General features: G+C 66.7%; 13 protein-coding genes. 6 read left to right on the top strand and 7 right to left on the bottom strand.

What is annotated here, in order from left to right; all coding sequences use genetic code 11:
• Nucleotides 1–3 precede the first annotated feature (3 nt).
• From V8324_RS15455 to V8324_RS15430, 6 genes are read right to left on the bottom strand one after another with little or no spacing between them, the layout of a single operon-like run.
• Nucleotides 4–1,020: a biotin-dependent carboxyltransferase family protein gene (locus V8324_RS15455; RefSeq protein ID WP_336420826.1), complete on the bottom strand. Its 1,017-nt coding sequence runs from the start codon at nucleotides 1,018–1,020 to the stop codon at nucleotides 4–6.
• The gene (locus tag V8324_RS15450) at nucleotides 1,017–1,778 is read right to left on the bottom strand and encodes a 5-oxoprolinase subunit B family protein (RefSeq protein ID WP_336420825.1); all 762 of its coding nucleotides are present in this window, start codon (nucleotides 1,776–1,778) and stop codon (nucleotides 1,017–1,019) included. Before V8324_RS15450 ends, V8324_RS15455 begins: the two co-directional genes overlap by 4 nt.
• 33 nt (nucleotides 1,779–1,811) lie before the next feature.
• The gene (locus V8324_RS15445) at nucleotides 1,812–3,095 is read right to left on the bottom strand and encodes a TRAP transporter large permease (protein WP_336420824.1); all 1,284 of its coding nucleotides are present in this window, start codon (nucleotides 3,093–3,095) and stop codon (nucleotides 1,812–1,814) included.
• Nucleotides 3,092–3,658 carry a TRAP transporter small permease subunit gene (locus V8324_RS15440; RefSeq protein WP_336420823.1) on the bottom strand — a complete coding sequence of 189 codons (567 nt, stop codon included), beginning with the start codon at nucleotides 3,656–3,658 and terminating at the stop codon, nucleotides 3,092–3,094. Before V8324_RS15440 ends, V8324_RS15445 begins: the two co-directional genes overlap by 4 nt.
• Before the next feature lie 2 nt (nucleotides 3,659–3,660).
• Nucleotides 3,661–4,698: a TRAP transporter substrate-binding protein gene (locus V8324_RS15435; protein WP_336420822.1), complete on the bottom strand. Its 1,038-nt coding sequence runs from the start codon at nucleotides 4,696–4,698 to the stop codon at nucleotides 3,661–3,663.
• 25 nt (nucleotides 4,699–4,723) lie between these two features.
• Complete coding sequence (locus tag V8324_RS15430) at nucleotides 4,724–5,542, bottom strand: putative hydro-lyase (RefSeq protein ID WP_336420821.1); 819 nt, start codon at nucleotides 5,540–5,542, stop codon at nucleotides 4,724–4,726.
• Between the two features lie 438 nt (nucleotides 5,543–5,980).
• Here V8324_RS15430 and V8324_RS15425 point away from each other — a divergent pair, with 438 nt between their 5' ends.
• Together V8324_RS15425 and V8324_RS15420 are read left to right on the top strand one after the other, a co-directional pair.
• Complete coding sequence (locus V8324_RS15425; RefSeq protein ID WP_336420820.1) at nucleotides 5,981–7,699, top strand: cation:proton antiporter; 1,719 nt, start codon at nucleotides 5,981–5,983, stop codon at nucleotides 7,697–7,699.
• A gap of 33 nt (nucleotides 7,700–7,732) precedes the next feature.
• Nucleotides 7,733–10,468, top strand: coding sequence for a cation-transporting P-type ATPase (locus V8324_RS15420; RefSeq protein WP_336420819.1), 2,736 nt, complete (start codon nucleotides 7,733–7,735; stop codon nucleotides 10,466–10,468).
• A 28-nt stretch (nucleotides 10,469–10,496) separates the two neighbouring features.
• On the opposite strand, the gene V8324_RS15415 is transcribed toward V8324_RS15420, so the two are convergent.
• A complete protein-coding gene (locus V8324_RS15415; RefSeq protein WP_336420818.1) occupies nucleotides 10,497–10,922 on the bottom strand; it encodes a DUF1489 family protein in 426 nt (141 codons plus the stop codon).
• Between the two features lie 128 nt (nucleotides 10,923–11,050).
• Here V8324_RS15415 and V8324_RS15410 point away from each other — a divergent pair, with 128 nt between their 5' ends.
• From V8324_RS15410 to V8324_RS15395, 4 genes are all read left to right on the top strand, one after another.
• The gene (locus V8324_RS15410; protein WP_336420817.1) at nucleotides 11,051–13,327 is read left to right on the top strand and encodes an adenosylcobalamin-dependent ribonucleoside-diphosphate reductase; all 2,277 of its coding nucleotides are present in this window, start codon (nucleotides 11,051–11,053) and stop codon (nucleotides 13,325–13,327) included.
• A 310-nt stretch (nucleotides 13,328–13,637) separates the two neighbouring features.
• Nucleotides 13,638–14,036 (top strand): hypothetical protein, encoded by a 399-nt coding sequence (locus V8324_RS15405; RefSeq protein ID WP_336420816.1) that lies wholly within the window; start codon nucleotides 13,638–13,640, stop codon nucleotides 14,034–14,036.
• Nucleotides 14,033–14,416: a hypothetical protein gene (locus tag V8324_RS15400; RefSeq protein ID WP_336420815.1), complete on the top strand. Its 384-nt coding sequence runs from the start codon at nucleotides 14,033–14,035 to the stop codon at nucleotides 14,414–14,416. Before V8324_RS15405 ends, V8324_RS15400 begins: the two co-directional genes overlap by 4 nt.
• Nucleotides 14,417–14,896: 480 nt before the next feature.
• Nucleotides 14,897–15,956, top strand: a 1,060-nt coding sequence (locus tag V8324_RS15395) for an IS256 family transposase (protein ID WP_336420814.1), incomplete at its 3' end; no start/stop codon positions are given.

Raw genomic sequence — 15,956 nt, 5'->3', positions numbered from 1 at the left:
GGCTCAACCCTTTTCCTCGTTGCCGGCAGTGACGCCGCCGACCAGTTGATAGGACAGAAGATCGCGGATGTCATGCGGGTCGCGCCGGAGGGGCGTGGCGCTCGCGCGCAGCCGGCCTTGCGCCTTGGCCGCGGCACGCTCGATCCGCAGCCCCTCGTCCGGTGCGACGAAGCGGAACCGGATCCGCGCGCCGGGGGCCGCCTGCGCGACGCGCGGCAGATCGCAGGGCAGGACCGAGCCGATGCGAGGATAGCCGCCCGTGGTCTGGCATTCGGCCAGCAGCACGAAGGGCGTGCCATCGCCGGTGATCTGGATGTCGCCGGGCACGATCACCTCGGACAGCACCGACAGCCCCGCCGCGCTGGCGAAACCCGGGCCGTCGGAGACCATGCGCACCCCCATCCGGTTGCCGCGAGCGTCGCGGCCGAAGGACGTGACCTCGAAGCGCGCGATCTCGGCCGCGGCGAAAAAGCCGGTCTGGAAACCCGCCAGCATGCGCACCTCTCCGCCATCGAAGCGCGGGTCGTCGGGCAGTTTCAGGCCGATGCCGCCCATGTCCGCGTCGGGGCCGAGGGGCAGGTCGTCGCCGCTTTCGATCCGCCGGCCGAGACCGGCAGCGAGATGCGCAGACCGCGCGCCAAGGCGCCGCGCAACGTCGATCCCGCCCCCGATATGCAGATAGCCGTAGACGCCGTGCGTGGCACCGCCGAGGCGCAGACGCGCGCCCGCAGGCAACAGGTGAGAAGCGTTCCACGCGAGGGCAGCGCCGTCGATGCCGGCCTGCATAGGCGCGCCCGTGAGGGCGATGCGGGTGTCGCGGCTGACCTCGAACGTGCCGCCCGCGCCAGCCATTTCCAGCGCGGCAAGCCGTGAATCCTGATTGAGTAGCGCCGCACCCTCGGCCATCGCCAGCCGGTCCGCCGCCCCGCCGCGCGACAACCCGAACGCCAGGTAGCCCGCCCGTCCACCGTCCTGCACGCTTAGCCCCGGCCCGGCCTGATGCACGAACAGGCGGCTCATCGGATCGCCTCGGACACCGCACCGCCATCGGGACCCGCGGCACAAAGGCGTTCGTAGGTCTCGCGCGTCACGGCCTCGAACAGAACCTCGTCACCGGGGCGCAGCACGAAGGGTGCCTCGGCCTCTGGGCGGAACGGGCGAAACGCGGTCTGGCCGATATGCCGCCAGCCGGTGGGGGTCGAGACGGAAAACAGCACCAGCTGCCTGATCGCCACGGTCAACGCACCCACGGGCACGGGGTCGGTCAGATCGGTCTGGCGGGGGATGTCCCAGGCCGGCGGCAATTCGCCCAGGTAGGGCTGGCCGGGGGCGAAGCCGATGGTCTGCACGCGCACCCGGGTTTCGGCGATCTGCGCCACGGCGGTCTCGGTATCCAGCCCCACGGCTTCGGCGGCCTCGGCCAGTTGCGGGGCCAGATCGGTGCCGTAGACCGTAGGAATGCGCCACAGCCTGCGCCCGCCGGGCAGATCGGCGGCGTACCAGTCGCGGCTGTCCAGCAGGCCCCGGATCTCGGAACGCAACGTGCCGAAATCCACGCGCAGCGCGTCGAACCGCAGGAAGGCCGAGACGAGCGAGGTTGCACTTTCCTCGACCCCCGCGGGCGCGGCGGCGTCGAGGGCGGCGCGAAAGGCGAGCGCGGCGCGGTTGGCCGGCTCGCTCAGCGCATCGCCGAACGAGACCAGCATACCGTCCAGCCCCACCCGCCCAATGCAGGGAAAGGCGGCATCTGCCAGCGCGGTCTGGCGGTTGTCACTCATGCATCACCGACCCGGCATTGACGAAAACCATGCCTACTGAACGGCATAGGGCAGGAAGAGAGCGATCTGCGGAAAGGCGATCAGCAGCCCGGCCATGACCAGCATCGTCGCCGCATACGGTATGGCGCCCAGCATCACCTCGCTCATCCGGCCGCCCTGCCGCGCCCCCTGCACGACATACAGGTTCAGACCCACCGGCGGGGTGATCAGCGCCATCTCGACCAGCACGATCATCAGGATGCCGAACCAGATCGCATCATAGCCCTGCGCCACCACCAGCGGGACGATGATCGGGATGGTGACCACCATCAGCGACAGCGTCTCGATGAAGAAGCCCAACACGAGGTAGATCCCGACCACCACCAGGATGGTCCCGAGCGGCGACAGCCCCATCCCCTCCAGCAGCGATTCCAGTTCGCGCCCGAGGCCCGCCGAGGCAAGGGTGAAATTCAGGAACGACGCGCCGATCACCACCAGCATGATCATCGCGGTGATCTTGACGGTACCGAGCAGGCTTTGCCGCAGCACGTCGAAATTGACCGTCCCGAAGACCAGCGCGATCACCAACGCGCCGAACACGCCCACCGAGGCCGCCTCGGTCGGGGTGGCCCAGCCCTTGTAGATCGTGCCGATGATGACGGTGAAGAGCAGGATGATCGGCACCAGTTGCACCAGCGCGCGCAGCATCTTCACCAGCGGGTAGCGGCGCTGCTCGCCGCCCAGATCCGGACGGATCATGCAGATGATGACCGTCACCACCATGAAGGCGAGCGCCAGCGCCAGCCCCGGCACGAGGCCCGCGAGAAAGAGCTTCGGGATCGAGCTTTGCGTGAGAAAGCCGTAGACGATCAGGTTGATCGAGGGCGGGATCATGATGCCAAGCGTGCCGCCCGCTGCGATCGCGCCGGAAAAGAGCTTGGGGTCGTAGCCCAGCTTCTCGGCCTGCGGCATCGCGACGGTCGCCACGGTCGCGGCGGTCGCCACCGAACTGCCCGAGGTCGCCGAGAACATCGTCGCGGTCGCGACATTGGCATGCACCAGCCCGCCCGGCAGCCAGCTGACCCACTTGTCGAGCGCGGCATAGGTCCGCGTCGCGATGCCTGACCGCACGAGGATCTCGCCCAGAAGCACGAAGAACGGGATGGCGATCAGCGTCGGGTTGTTCGAGGTCGACCACACCAGATTGCCAAGCCCTCGGATCAACGGGAAGGCGCTGTAGAAGAGATCGAGGCCGAACCCGAGAAGAAACAACACGATCCCCACCGGGATCGACAGGGCCAGCAGGACCAGCAGGCCGATCGTGACGAAGGCGATCATTCGCGTGCCTCCCCTTCGCCCATGGCGCCGATGGCCCGGTCCGCCGCCGCGTGATCGCCGCGCAGCACCAGCATCGCCGCCGCGACCAATGTCAGCCACGACACCACCGCGAACCAGACCCAGCCCGCGAACCACGGCACCTGCACCAGCGCCAGCGGAGTCTCGAGCTGGGTGTTGGCGCGCGATGAATTGGCGAGCGAGCGGGCGACCACCGGCCATGCCTGCCACGCGATCAGCGACACGGTGCCCGCCAGCGTGGCCAGCGCGAAGAGATCAAACAGCGACCGCGTCATCGTCCGGCCGCGCGACCGGATCAGGTCGATGCGCACATGGCCCAACTCCATCAGCGCATAGCCCATGCCCCAGGACGTGGCGATGGCCATGACATAGCCGCTGATCTCGTCCGTGCCGCCGAACGAGGCCCCGACCTGCCGCAGCACCACGTCGAGCAGCACGAAGGCGGCGCAGCCTGCGAGGAAAAGCCCCACGGCGATGGCGACAGCGCGGTTGACGCTGCGCAGCGCCGAAAGCAGCGCCGTGGCGGTCGACGCCTCGGGCGGCATGCTCAGTTCACGCCCTCGATGCTGACGCCCACGGCTTCGCCCACGGTGTCGTTCCACCGCTTGGCCCAGTCATCGCCGGCGCGCTCGGCCCAGGCGGGCAGCACGTCGCTGACCAGAACCTCGCGCGCGCGATCGAAATCGGCGTCGGAGACCTCGACCAGCGTCATGTCGCGCGCCTCGCCCGAGGGACACTCGCCATTGCCGGTCAGGCAGGCGATGTCGGTCTCCAGCGCGTCCTGCGCAGCAGCCCAGGCCGGGTCCTCGAACTCGGTCGCGATCTGGGTCTCGATCAGGTCCTGCGTCTCGGCATCAAGGCTGTTCCAGCGGTCCAGGTTCATCGCTGTCACCACGCTGTCCCAGCCACCAAGCGGAATGGGCAGCAGATGCGTCGTCACCTCCCACCAGCCCGCTGAATACCCGGAACCGGCGCCGGTGACGGCGCAATCCACAACGCCGCTTTGCAGTGCGCCGGGCACCTCGCCGAAGCTGACATTGATACCCTCGGCGCCGAGGGCTTCGAGGAATTGCGCGGTCATCCGCCCCGAGGCGCGGACCTTGAGCCCTTCGAGATCGGCCAGTTCCGTGACCGGCGCATTGCAGAACACGACCTGCGGCGGATAGGGCGCGATGGCCAGCACATGGCTGTTGAAGCGATAGCGGAAGATGTCGTGGACCATCGGGCGCGCGGCATCGACCATATCACGCGCCTCTTCGGCGGTCAGCGCGACGAGCGGCACGTCGAGGCCTTCGAGCTCGGGCGCGTCGGCCACCGCGTAATCGGCCACGGTCATGCCCACGTCATAGACGCCCTGCCCCAGCAGGCGGTAGACGTCGCCCACCCCGAGGTTCATCTGGTCATGTGTGGTCAGCGACACGGTGATCTCGCCACCCGAGGCCTCGGGCAGCGTCTCGGTCCAGAACGGCGCCTCGTATTGCTGGTGCAGCGGCAGGCTGGACCAGCTTCCGACGACAGAAAGGTCCTGCGCCATCGCGGGCGCGGCGAGCATGGTTGTGGCGAGAAGGCCGGTGAGGGTTTTCATGATCATCTCCTTGTTGGGGTCGGTTTTATCGTTTTGCCGGTGACAGGACCGGCGTTTCGGCATCTTCGGGAATATCGGTGATCAGCATGTGACCCGGCCTGTGCGTGATGCAGAGCGGCGGCGCGGCGGCCTCGAGCGCGACCTGCGGGGTCACGCCGCAGGCCCAGAACACCGGTACCTCGTCATCGGGCAGCGGCGCCGGATCGCCCCAGTCGGGTCGGGTGATATCGGTGATGCCGATCTCCACGGGATTGCCGTGATGCACCGGCGCGCCATGCGCCAGCGGATAGCGGCGCGCTATGCGCGTCACATCGTCGAGGCGCACAGGATCCACGCTGCGCATGCTGACCACCATGCGCGACCGGAACGGCCCGGCGGGCACGCAGTCGATATTGGTGCGGAACATCGGCACGGTCGTGTCGTTCTCGACATGCCACAGCGGGATACCGGCCTGCATCAGCGCATGTTCGAAGGTGAACGAACACCCCAGGGCGAAGGCCACCATGTCATCGGTCCACAGATCGCGGATGTCATGCGTCGTGCCCTCAAGCCGCCCCTGCCGGTAGATGTTGTAGGCCGGCACATCGCTGCTGATGTCGATATCGCGGCCAAGAGTGTGCATCATCGGATCGCCGGTATCCGACACGCCCACCAGCGGGCACGGCTTGGGGTTGCGCTGACAGAAGCGCATGAAGTCGAGCGCGGATGCGGCCGGAAGGATCACGACATTGGCCTGAAGATAGCCGACCCCGAGCCCCGCGGTATGCCCCGCGTAGCGCCCGGCGCGGATCTCTGCGCGCAGGCTGGGCAAGTCCGCCTGTCTCAAGCGATCGAAATCCGTCATGACGCGCCGCCTTTCCCGTTCCGCCCCGTCAAGTTGGCCGAGACCGATTGCAAAAGCAAATCGAATAAGCCTTTCGATCGCGATCGGACGGATTGATGGTGCAGGCCGCATTTGTGCGCGATGATCGGGATCATGCGCAGATGCGCGCGCTTCGATCGGGTCATGCGACGGATCGTCGTGACACAAGACACGGACGACGGGTAACGCACCGGGGCACGAAACACCCCGGAACAGCACGCGACGCGGCTTGAATCCGGGTGCATACATATTCAGCATGTGGCACGTATTCACAAACGATCCGCGCACATCACTGGACCGGGCGCGCGGCGAATGCGGAAGATAAGACAGGCAACTTCCGCTGGCCGGCGCTTGCATAGAACAAGGCCACGATCGGCGGCGAACGAGACGGATAACGCGACGAAAAGGAGGCTGCGCAAGATGGAGATCATTATCGACTCGACCTTCGCAGAGATCGCGGCGCTTCTTGTGCTGGCGGCGGTCACCGGCTTCGTCGGGATCATCCTGCGCCAGCCACTGATCGTCAGCTTCATCGCAGTCGGGCTGCTTGCCGGGCCATCGGTGCTGGACCTCGTGCGGTCGGACGCGCAGATCAGCCTGCTGTCGCATCTCGGGATCGCGGTGCTGCTGTTCCTCGTCGGCATCAAGCTCGACGTGAAGCTGATCCGCTCGCTCGGGGCGGTGTCGCTTCTGACCGGGCTGGGCCAGGTCGCGTTCACCTCGATCTTCGGCTTCGTCATAGGGCTGGCGCTCGGGCTGGACGCGGTCACCAGCCTTTACGTTGCCGTCGCGCTGACCTTTTCCTCGACCATCATCATCGTGAAGCTTCTTTCGGACAAGCGCGAGATAGACAGCCTGCACGGGCAGATCGCGCTCGGGTTTCTGATCGTGCAGGATATCGTCGTCGTGCTTGCGATGATCGTTCTGTCGGCGATCGGCATCGGGGCCGGTGGCGGTCATGGCGGCGGCTCGGTCGCGACGGTTCTCGTTTCGGGCGTGGCGATGGTGGCCGTCGTGGTGGCCTTCGTGCGCTACGTCGCCGACCGGCTGACCGAACGGCTGGCCCGCGCGCCGGAACTGCTGGTGATCTTCGCCATAGCACAGGCGGCGATCTTCGCGGCGGTCGGCGATTTCATGGGGCTGGGCAAGGAGGTGGGCGGCCTGCTCGCCGGCATCTCTTTAGCCTCGACGCCCTACCGCGAGACCATCGCGGCACGGCTCGCCCCCTTGCGCGATTTCCTGCTGCTGTTCTTCTTCATCGCGCTTGGCTCGTCGCTGGACCTGTCGTTGCTGGGGGCGCATGTAACCGGCGCGATCGTGTTCTCGCTCTTCGTGCTGATCGGCAACCCGCTGATCGTGCTGGCGATCATGGGGGCGCTCGGCTACCGCAAGCGCACCGGGTTTCTCGCCGGGCTGACCGTGGCGCAGATCAGCGAGTTCTCGTTGATCTTCGTGGCCATGGGCGTCTCGCTGGGCCAGGTGCCGCAGGACGCGCTCGGGTTGGTGACGATGGTGGGGCTGGTGACCATCGCGGCCTCGACCTACATGATCACCTACTCGCATCGACTTTACGCGCTGTGCGAGCCGCTGCTGGGCCTGTTCGAGCGGCGCGGCACCCCGCGCGAGCCCCCTGATGCCATGATACACCAGGAAACACCCTACGACGTCATCGTCTTCGGGCTGGGGCGCTTTGGCACAGCCATCGGCATGCGTCTGCAAAGGCGCGGCATGCGGGTGCTGGGTGTGGATTTCAGCCCGCAGGCGGTGCGGCGCTGGCGCGAACTGGGGCTCGACACCGAGTTCGGCGATGCGACCGACCCCGAATGCGTGGCCGACCTGCCGCTGGCGCGCGCCGACTGGATCGTCTCGTCGGTGCCGATCCATCCCACAGGCCTCAGCCACGAAGACACCCGCACGACGCTGATCCAGCTTGCGCGCAGCGCCGGGTTCCGCGGCCGCGTCGCCGTCGCGTCGCATCACCCCAGCGACACCGAGGATCTGGTCGCCTCCGGGGCGGACCTCGTGCTGGAACCCTTCCAGGACGCCGCCGATCGCGCGGTCGAGCTGCTGTGCGGCGCACCCAAGGAAGAACGCACCGAGATCCCCTACCTCGAAACCGAGGGAAAGCAGGCGTCCTAACAGCCCATACCCACATGCAAAGAGGGGAAGACAGTGAAAAACGGCGATGAAACCTCCACCAACTCCGCGCATGCCGTCCCCGCGCGGAAGATGCTCGACCGCTTGGCAACGCGGCCCGAGGGGCTGAGCGCCGACGAGGCCGCGCGCCGTCTGGCCGAGCACGGCCCGAACCGCCTGCCCGAACAGAAAGAGCGCGGCGCTTTCCTGAGATTTCTGTCGCAGTTCCACAACGTACTGATCTACGTGCTGATCGCGGCGGCCGGCGTCACGGCGCTGTTGCAGCACTGGGTGGATACCGGCGTGATCCTTGCGGTGGTTATCGTCAACGCGGTGATCGGTTTCGTGCAGGAAGGCCGCGCCGAGCAGGCGATGGCGGCGATCCGCGACATGCTGGCGCCGCAATCAGCGGTGTTGCGCGACGGGCGGCGCATCAGCGTCGAGGCCGAGGCCCTGGTGCCCGGCGACATCGTGCTGGTCGAGGCGGGCGAGCGCGTGCCGGCGGATGTACGCCTGACAGAGGCACGGGGCCTGAAGGCCGAAGAGGCGGTTCTGACCGGCGAATCCGTGCCCGTCGACAAGCAGAAGGGCCCGGTCGCCGAGGACGCCGCGCTCGGCGATCGTCGTTCGATGCTATTTTCCGGCACGATGATCTCGGCAGGCGCGGGGCGCGGCGTGGTCACGGCGACCGGGCCCGACACGCAGATCGGCCAGATCAGCGGCATGCTGCACGAGGTGGAAACCATGACCACGCCGCTGGTGGTGCAGATGGACCGCTTCGCGCGCTGGCTGACGGTGTTCATCCTGATCGTCGCCGGCACCCTGCTGGCCTATGGCTATTTCATCGGCGGCATGGGCTTTGCAGAGCTGTTCATGGCCGTGGTCGGCCTGTCGGTGGCGGCGATCCCCGAGGGCCTGCCGGCGGTGCTGACGATCACGCTGGCCGTGGGCGTGCAGGCCATGGCCCGCCGCAACGCCATCATACGCCGCCTGCCCGCGATCGAGACCCTCGGCGCGGTCTCGGTGATCTGCACCGACAAGACCGGCACCCTGACGCGCAACGAGATGATGGTCGCGAGCGTCGCGGGCGCCGACCGCGTCTGGTCGGTCACCGGCGAGGGCTACGCGCCCGACGGCACCATCCGCTTCGAGGATACCGAGATCGCGCCCGAAGAAACGCCGCGCCTTGCGGAATTCGCCCGCTGCGCAGGGCTTTGCAACGATGCGGTGCTGCACGAAACCGATCGCGTCTGGCGGGTCGAGGGCGATCCGATGGAGGGCGCGCTGATCGCCTTCGCCGGGAAGGTCACAGGCGACGGCGCCGCGCCCTGCCAGGGCTGGCAGCGCCGTGATGCCATCCCGTTCGACGCGGCGCATCGCTACATGGCGACGCTGGACCGCTCGGGCGACGGTCAGGCCATCCTGCATGTCAAGGGCGCGCCCGAGGCGGTGCTGTCGCTTTGCACCGATCAGCGCGCGGCGGATGGCGGCCGGGAACCCGTCGACACCCGCCATTGGCATGACCGGGTCGAGGATCTGGCGGCCGAGGGACAGCGCGTGATCGCGGTTGCCCTGCGCGAGGCTCCCCCGGAGGCGACAGATATTGCCCATGCCGATCTCGAGGGGCACCTGACGCTGATCGGCCTCATCGGCCTGATCGACCCGCCCCGCGCCGAGGCGATCGACGCGGTGGCCGAATGCCATGCAGCCGGCATCCGCGTGAAGATGATCACCGGCGACCATGCCGCCACGGCGCGCGCCATCGGCGCGCGGATCGGCCTGCGCAACGCGCAAGGCGTGCTGACCGGCGCCGATGTCGATGCGATGGACGACCCCGGCCTTGCCGAGGCCGCGGTCTCCACCGATATCTTCGCGCGCACCTCGCCGGCCAACAAGCTGCGCCTCGTGACGGCGCTGCAATCGCGCGGGCTGACCGTGGCGATGACCGGCGACGGGGTGAACGACGCCCCCGCGCTCAAACGCGCGGATGCCGGCATCGCCATGGGCCAAAAGGGCAGCGAGGCGGCCAAGGAGGCGGCGGATTTCGTGCTCGCCGACGACAATTTCGCCTCGATCGCGGCGGCTGTCCGTGAGGGGCGTACGGTCTACGACAACATCAAGAAGGTAATCAGCTGGACTCTGCCGACCAATGCCGGCGAGGCGATGACCATCGTTCTGGCACTCTTTGCCGGACTGGCGCTGCCGATCACCGCGGTGCAGATCCTGTGGATCAATCTCGTCACCGCCGTCACGCTCGGTCTTGCGCTGGCCTTCGAGCCGCCCGAGCCGGGAACCATGCGCCGCCCGCCACGACCGCGCAACGCACCGCTGCTGAGCGGCGCACTCGTGTGGCAGATCGTCCTCGTCTCGGCTTTGTTTCTGGCGGCGGTTTTCGGGATCTTCTCCTATGCGCTGGATGCGGGATACCCGCTCGCCCTCGCACAGACCATGGCGATGAACATGCTCGTGGTGCTCGAGATCCTCTATCTCTTCTACAGCCGCAACCTGCACGGGCCGTCCCTGACCTGGCGGGCAGCCAAGGGCACCCGGATCGTGTGGATCTGCGTCGGCAGCGTCGTTGCAGCACAGGTCGCGGTCACCTACGCACCGCCCCTGCAGGGCGTCTTCGGCACCCGCGCCGTGGCGCTTTTCGACGGAGCGCTGATCCTCGGGATCGGCGCGGTCTTCTTTGCGCTGATCGAGACCGAAAAGCAGATGAGACTGGCCTTCAGTGACACCACATCTCATGCGCCACGCGACGACGCCGGCTGAGCGCTGTGCCCCAGTAGCGCTGTGCCGCCTACAGCACGCCGATATCGGCCAGCGCCGCCGACAGTTTCGGGGGCAGGCTGTCCTCGCCGCTCCGCGCCGGGCCGAGATCCGCGGGCGCGTCCTTCTCCGGAAAGTAGCGCCAGCCCTGGAACGGCCGCCGGGCCGCCGTGGTCGTGCGCACCAGAACCGGGTCCAGCACGATGGCACAGCGCCGGATGCCGTCGCCCCCCGTCACCTCGTCAAGCCTCAGGATGCGCTGCCGGCATTGCACGAGCTTCTGGATCACCCAGTAGACCGACCCGCCATCGAGCAGTTCATCGGCGCGCCGCGGCCACATGCGGGTGACGTGGCAGGGATACCCGTCGGGCGCCTTCGCGCGCGGGTTTTTCTGCCAGTCCATCAGCCCCTCGATCGACTTGGTGCCGACGCTCAGCTTGATGAGGTTCAGTGCCACCTGCGAATCTCCCTCTCCGCTATGCCAGATATCGTAGCATTCTGACCGCGCGGGGCAAGAGATGGTGGAAATCGCGCGGCACTGGCGCTATGCTTACGATCCGCCCACAAGACGAGGATTCGCCGCCAATGACCCGCTTCGCCGCCCCGATCGCCGAACAGATATGGAACATGAAATACCGGTTCGTGGATGGCGACGACGGAGACGCGAGCGTCGAGGATACCTGGCGCCGCATCGCCCGGTCGCTGTCGCAGACCGAGGCGGACCCCGCACAGTTCGAGGAGACGTTCTACGCCGCCCTCGAGGATTTCAGGTTCCTGCCCGCCGGGCGGATCACCGCCGGCGCGGGCACCGGGCGCAAGGTCACGCTGTTCAACTGCTTCGTCATGGGCACGGTCCCCGACGACATGGGCGGCATCTTCGACCACCTGCGCGAGGCCGCGCTGACGATGCAGCAGGGCGGCGGGATCGGCTACGACTTCTCGACGATCCGGCCCAAAGGCGCCGAGGTCAAGGGCGTTTCGGCCGATGCCAGCGGGCCGCTGTCGTTCATGGATGTCTGGGACGCGATGTGCCGCACGATCATGAGCGCGGGGTCGCGGCGCGGTGCGATGATGGCGGTGATGCGCTGCGACCACCCCGACATCGAGGCCTTTATCGCCGCCAAGTCGGACCCCGCCCGCCTGCGCATGTTCAACCTCAGCGTGCTGGTCACCGATGATTTCATGCAGGCCGTAAAGGCCGACGGCCCGTGGGAGCTGACATTCGGCGGCCGCGTCTATCACACCCTGCAGGCCCGCGACCTGTGGAACCGCATCATGCAGGCGACCTACGATTACGCCGAGCCGGGCGTGATCTTCATCGACCGGATCAATGCCGCAAACAATCTGTCCTATTGCGAGACGATCGCCGCGACCAATCCCTGCGGCGAACAGCCCCTGCCGCCCTACGGGGCTTGCCTGCTGGGGTCGATCAACCTGGCAAAGCTGGTGCGCGATCCCTTCGCCGACGGGGCAGCGATCGACGCAGGCGAACTGGCCGGGCTGGTCGCCACCGCCGTCCGGATGATGGATAACGTGGTCGACGTGTCGAATTTCCCGCTCGAGACGCAGGCGCAGGAAGCGCGCGACAAGCGGCGCATCGGGCTGGGCGTGACCGGCCTTGCGGATGCGCTGCTGATGTGCGGTCTGCGCTACGGGACCGACGCGGCGGCGGCGCGGACCGAGGACTGGCTGCACGCCATCGCCCGCGCGGCCTATCTCGCCTCGGTCGACCTGGCGCGCGAAAAGGGGCCGTTCCCGCTGTTCGACGCCGACGCGTTCCTCGCCTCGGGCACGATGCAGGCGATGGACGCGGACGTGCGCGCGGCGGTGGCCGAACATGGCATCCGCAACGCGCTGCTGACGAGCGTGGCGCCCACCGGCACGATCAGCCTCTACGCCGGCAACGTAAGCAGCGGGATAGAGCCGGTCTTCGCCTACAGCTACACACGCAAGGTCCTGCAAAAGGATGGCAGCCGCACCGAGGAAGAGGTCGTCGACTACGCCGTGCAGATGTGGCGCGAGCGGTTCGGCGACGCCCCCCTGCCCGAGTATTTCGTCAACGCGCAGACCCTCGCCCCCGAAGAACATGTCAAGATGCAGGCGGCGGCCCAGAAATGGATCGACAGCAGCATTTCAAAGACTATCAACTGCCCGGCCGATATCGGCTACGAGGCGTTCAAGGATGTCTACATGCAGGCCTGGGACCTCGGCTGCAAGGGCTGCACAACCTACCGGCCCAATGATGTGACCGGATCGGTCCTCAGCGTCAGCGAGACCGAGGACAAGGTCCCCGGCGAGGGCACGGCGCCGGCCGCCAAGGGCGAGGGCGGCGATGTTATCTACATGGCCGAGCCGCTCGACCGGCCGACGGAACTCGAAGGCGCGACCTACAAGCTCAAATGGCCAGACAGCAATCACGCGATCTATGTCACGGTCAACGACATCGTGCTGAACGGGCACCGGCGGCCCTTCGAGGTGTTCATCAATTCCAAGAACATGGAGCATTTCGCCTGGACCGTGGCGCTGACGCGGATGATCTCGGCGGTGTTCCGGCGCGGCGGCGACGTGTCCTTCGTGGTCGAGGAGTTGAAGGCCGTCTTCGACCCGCGCGGCGGCGCCTGGATGAACGGAAAGTACGTCCCGTCGATCCTCGCGGCCATCGGCGGCGTGCTGGAACGGCACATGATCTCGATCGGCTTCCTCGAGGCCGAGGGTGCGGGCCTGAAATCAGACCCCACCGCGAAGGTCGTGGGTCTCGAGGGCCCCAGAGGCCCCGCCTGCCCCGCCTGCGGCAGCTTCGAGATGCGCATGATCGAAGGCTGCATGACTTGCGGCGCCTGCGGCGATAGCAAATGCAGTTGAAAAGAACCGCGGTGCATTTGAAATGTCAGTACGACCGTAGTTTTGCCATTTTGACGGTTTTTACTGCCATGAACCGGGCAAAGTATTGCCAAGGCATTGCAAGTCATTGAAATTGATTTGTTTTTTCCGAAAGCCATTTCGGGGTGTTTGCAAAGGCATCTCGAGGGTTCGAAGGGGGCGGGATCGGCTCTGATCCTGCGCGGCCCTCTTTATGAGGCCGCGCAGGACAGACCGCGCCGCCAAATATCCGGAGCAGGGACTTCCTGACGCGGCCCGTGGTGGGCCCGCGCACTCAAGAGAGGTGATCCCAATGAAACATTCAACCCACATGACTGCCCTGCTCCGGCATGTCACCATCGCCCGCGACTTCTGCCGCTGGCTCGAGGACAACGGCGACATGCTGGTCGCCGCGGCCGAGCTTCTCGGCGGTGCCGACTGGGCCGAGCGCGCACGCGTGGTCGTTGCCGTCGCGCGCACCGGTGGTCCGGTCACGGCTCGTGTCCACACGCTCGAGGCGCTGAGGCGACTCTTGCACGGCGGTCATGCCGACAGCATCGATGGCTCCGAGGCGTTCCTGTTCTCATCTCTGCACCCGGACGACCCCCGGGCGACGAGTGCGATGCGCTGCGCCGAGGCGCTCGACCGTGGCCTGCGGGCGATGGAAGCGCTGCGCCTCGCAGGTCTCACGACGCGAGGAGTGACGGCATGACACGGCAAACGGAAACAACCGGCCTGCAACACGCCCGCGACCTCACACGTCACGCGGCACAATGGCTGCAATTGCTCCGCTTCAGGTCCCGCCCCGGTGTGACGCCGTTTTCGGCAAGCATGTGCCATTACCATGCCATGCTCGATCCAGGCGCATCCGATCTCGATCGGCTCGCTTCATGCCGCACCATGGTGCGTGCCGTGGAGCGGCGCCGGCTTGCGGAGGAATTCGTCGCGGAGGCCGATGAAACCCGTCAAACGCTGTTGAATCCTTATCATCTGCATTGGGAAACGACGCGTGACGGTGCCGCGCTGTGGGCGATCGCGAACCTTCTTTGCGAAGCCATCGAGGCATTTGAAGCCGAGCAGAACGCTGCATGACCCAACCGGGGCCGCCATCAGGCGGCCCCGGTTTTCGTATACTTCAACTAATCACGCTTTCATCCACGCCTCGACATGCATTTGCGCCGGAACGCACAAGGCTGCAGGACATACTCGTCATGAGGCGCGCCCTCGCCGCCCGAGACGCCGGTCAGCGGGCTCCAGCATTATTCGTGGTCCTTTTTCGTCATGTGTCGTCAGCACCCATGAGACAGATTTTGAGCAGATGAATATTCATCTCTGCTGCGAGGCATCCATAGATCGCTTGTATAAGTGCTGCGAGCGTATGGGCGTTCCACATCGGGCGGAGCCCGATGGTGCGAGGATGGCGCAGGATGGGGGGTAGTGCCCCACGGGGTGGTGTAGGAGGTCGCGCGCGGAGCCTTTTGGCGTAGCGCAGCGCGCGGCCGGGCTGGCGGCCACCGCGCTTCTTCGTAGTCTGAGGTTGTTCAAAGACCGATGACAACGAAGGAGAGCACGATGACCGAGACCATGATCGACCTTCCGGGCGTGATCGCCAAGAGCGATGACACGGATTTCCTGCGGGAACTGATCCAGGACGCCGCGCAGCGGCTGATGGACATTGAGGTGGCCGCTGTCTGCGGCGCGGGGCATGGCGAGCGCAGCCCGGACCGGGAGAACCAGCGCAACGGCTACCGGCCGCGTCAGTGGGATACCCGGGCGGGCACCATTGGGTTGAACATCCCGAAGCTGCGCAAGGGGAGTTATTTCCCCACGTTCCTGGAGCCGCGCCGGACGGCCGAGAAAGCATTGATGGCCGTGATCCAGGAAGCCTACATCCACGGCGTCTCCACGCGGGCTGTCGACGACCTGGTGCGGGCGATGGGGCTGACGGGCACCTCGAAGAGCCAGGTCTCGCGGCTGTGCGAGGAGATCGACGAGCGGGTGCAGGCGTTCCTGAACCGCCCGCTGGAAGGCGATTGGCCCTTCCTCTGGCTCGACGCCACCTACGTGAAGCTGCGTGAGGGCGGACGCATCGTCTCGATGGCGGTGATAGTGGCCGTCGCGGTCAACACTGACGGGCGGCGCGAGATCCTGGGGATCACGGTCCTGCCCTCGGAGGCTGAGACGTTCTGGGCCGACTTCCTGCGGTCTCTCACGCGCCGTGGTTTGCGCGGTGTGCAACTGCTGATCAGCGACGCCCATGAGGGCCTGAAGGCGGCTGCCAGGAAGGTCCTCGGCGCGGGCTGGCAGCGCTGCGGCGTGCATTTCCAGCGCAACCTGCTGGCCCGCGTGGGCAAGACCAACAAGCCGGTGGTCAGCGCCGTGGTGAAGACCGTCTTCGCCGAGACCGACCGCTACCAGGCCCATGCCCGCTGGCGCGAGGTCGCAGACAGCCTGCGCGAGCGGTTCCGGGATGTCGCCGAGCTGATGGATGACGCGGAGCATGACGTGCTGGCCTACATGGCCTTCGACGAGAGCCTGCGTGTCAATGTGCATTCAAAACTGACCCGGTGTGATCATCCAAAAATGACCCACCCCGGAGGTGGCAAAGCCCACAGGCGAGCGGCCACCAAAT

This window comes from Roseovarius sp. D22-M7, from assembly GCF_037083785.1.
Classification (GTDB): Bacteria; Pseudomonadota; Alphaproteobacteria; order Rhodobacterales; family Rhodobacteraceae; genus Roseovarius.
Note: the sequence above shows the minus strand (reverse complement) of the source record. Positions and strands in the feature narration are given on the sequence as shown.

Excerpts from the sequence above, each read along its gene's own strand:
- V8324_RS15455 (WP_336420826.1), bottom strand. The coding sequence starts at position 1,020 with ATGAGCCGCCTGTTCGTGCATCAGGCCGGGCCGGGGCTAAGCGTGCAG.
- V8324_RS15450 (WP_336420825.1), bottom strand. The coding sequence starts at position 1,778 with ATGAGTGACAACCGCCAGACCGCGCTGGCAGATGCCGCCTTTCCCTGC.
- V8324_RS15445 (WP_336420824.1), bottom strand. The coding sequence starts at position 3,095 with ATGATCGCCTTCGTCACGATCGGCCTGCTGGTCCTGCTGGCCCTGTCG.
- V8324_RS15440 (WP_336420823.1), bottom strand. The coding sequence starts at position 3,658 with ATGCCGCCCGAGGCGTCGACCGCCACGGCGCTGCTTTCGGCGCTGCGC.
- V8324_RS15435 (WP_336420822.1), bottom strand. The coding sequence starts at position 4,698 with ATGAAAACCCTCACCGGCCTTCTCGCCACAACCATGCTCGCCGCGCCC.
- V8324_RS15430 (WP_336420821.1), bottom strand. The coding sequence starts at position 5,542 with ATGACGGATTTCGATCGCTTGAGACAGGCGGACTTGCCCAGCCTGCGC.
- V8324_RS15425 (WP_336420820.1), top strand. The coding sequence starts at position 5,981 with ATGGAGATCATTATCGACTCGACCTTCGCAGAGATCGCGGCGCTTCTT.
- V8324_RS15410 (WP_336420817.1), top strand. The coding sequence starts at position 11,051 with ATGACCCGCTTCGCCGCCCCGATCGCCGAACAGATATGGAACATGAAA.
- V8324_RS15405 (WP_336420816.1), top strand. The coding sequence starts at position 13,638 with ATGAAACATTCAACCCACATGACTGCCCTGCTCCGGCATGTCACCATC.
- V8324_RS15400 (WP_336420815.1), top strand. The coding sequence starts at position 14,033 with ATGACACGGCAAACGGAAACAACCGGCCTGCAACACGCCCGCGACCTC.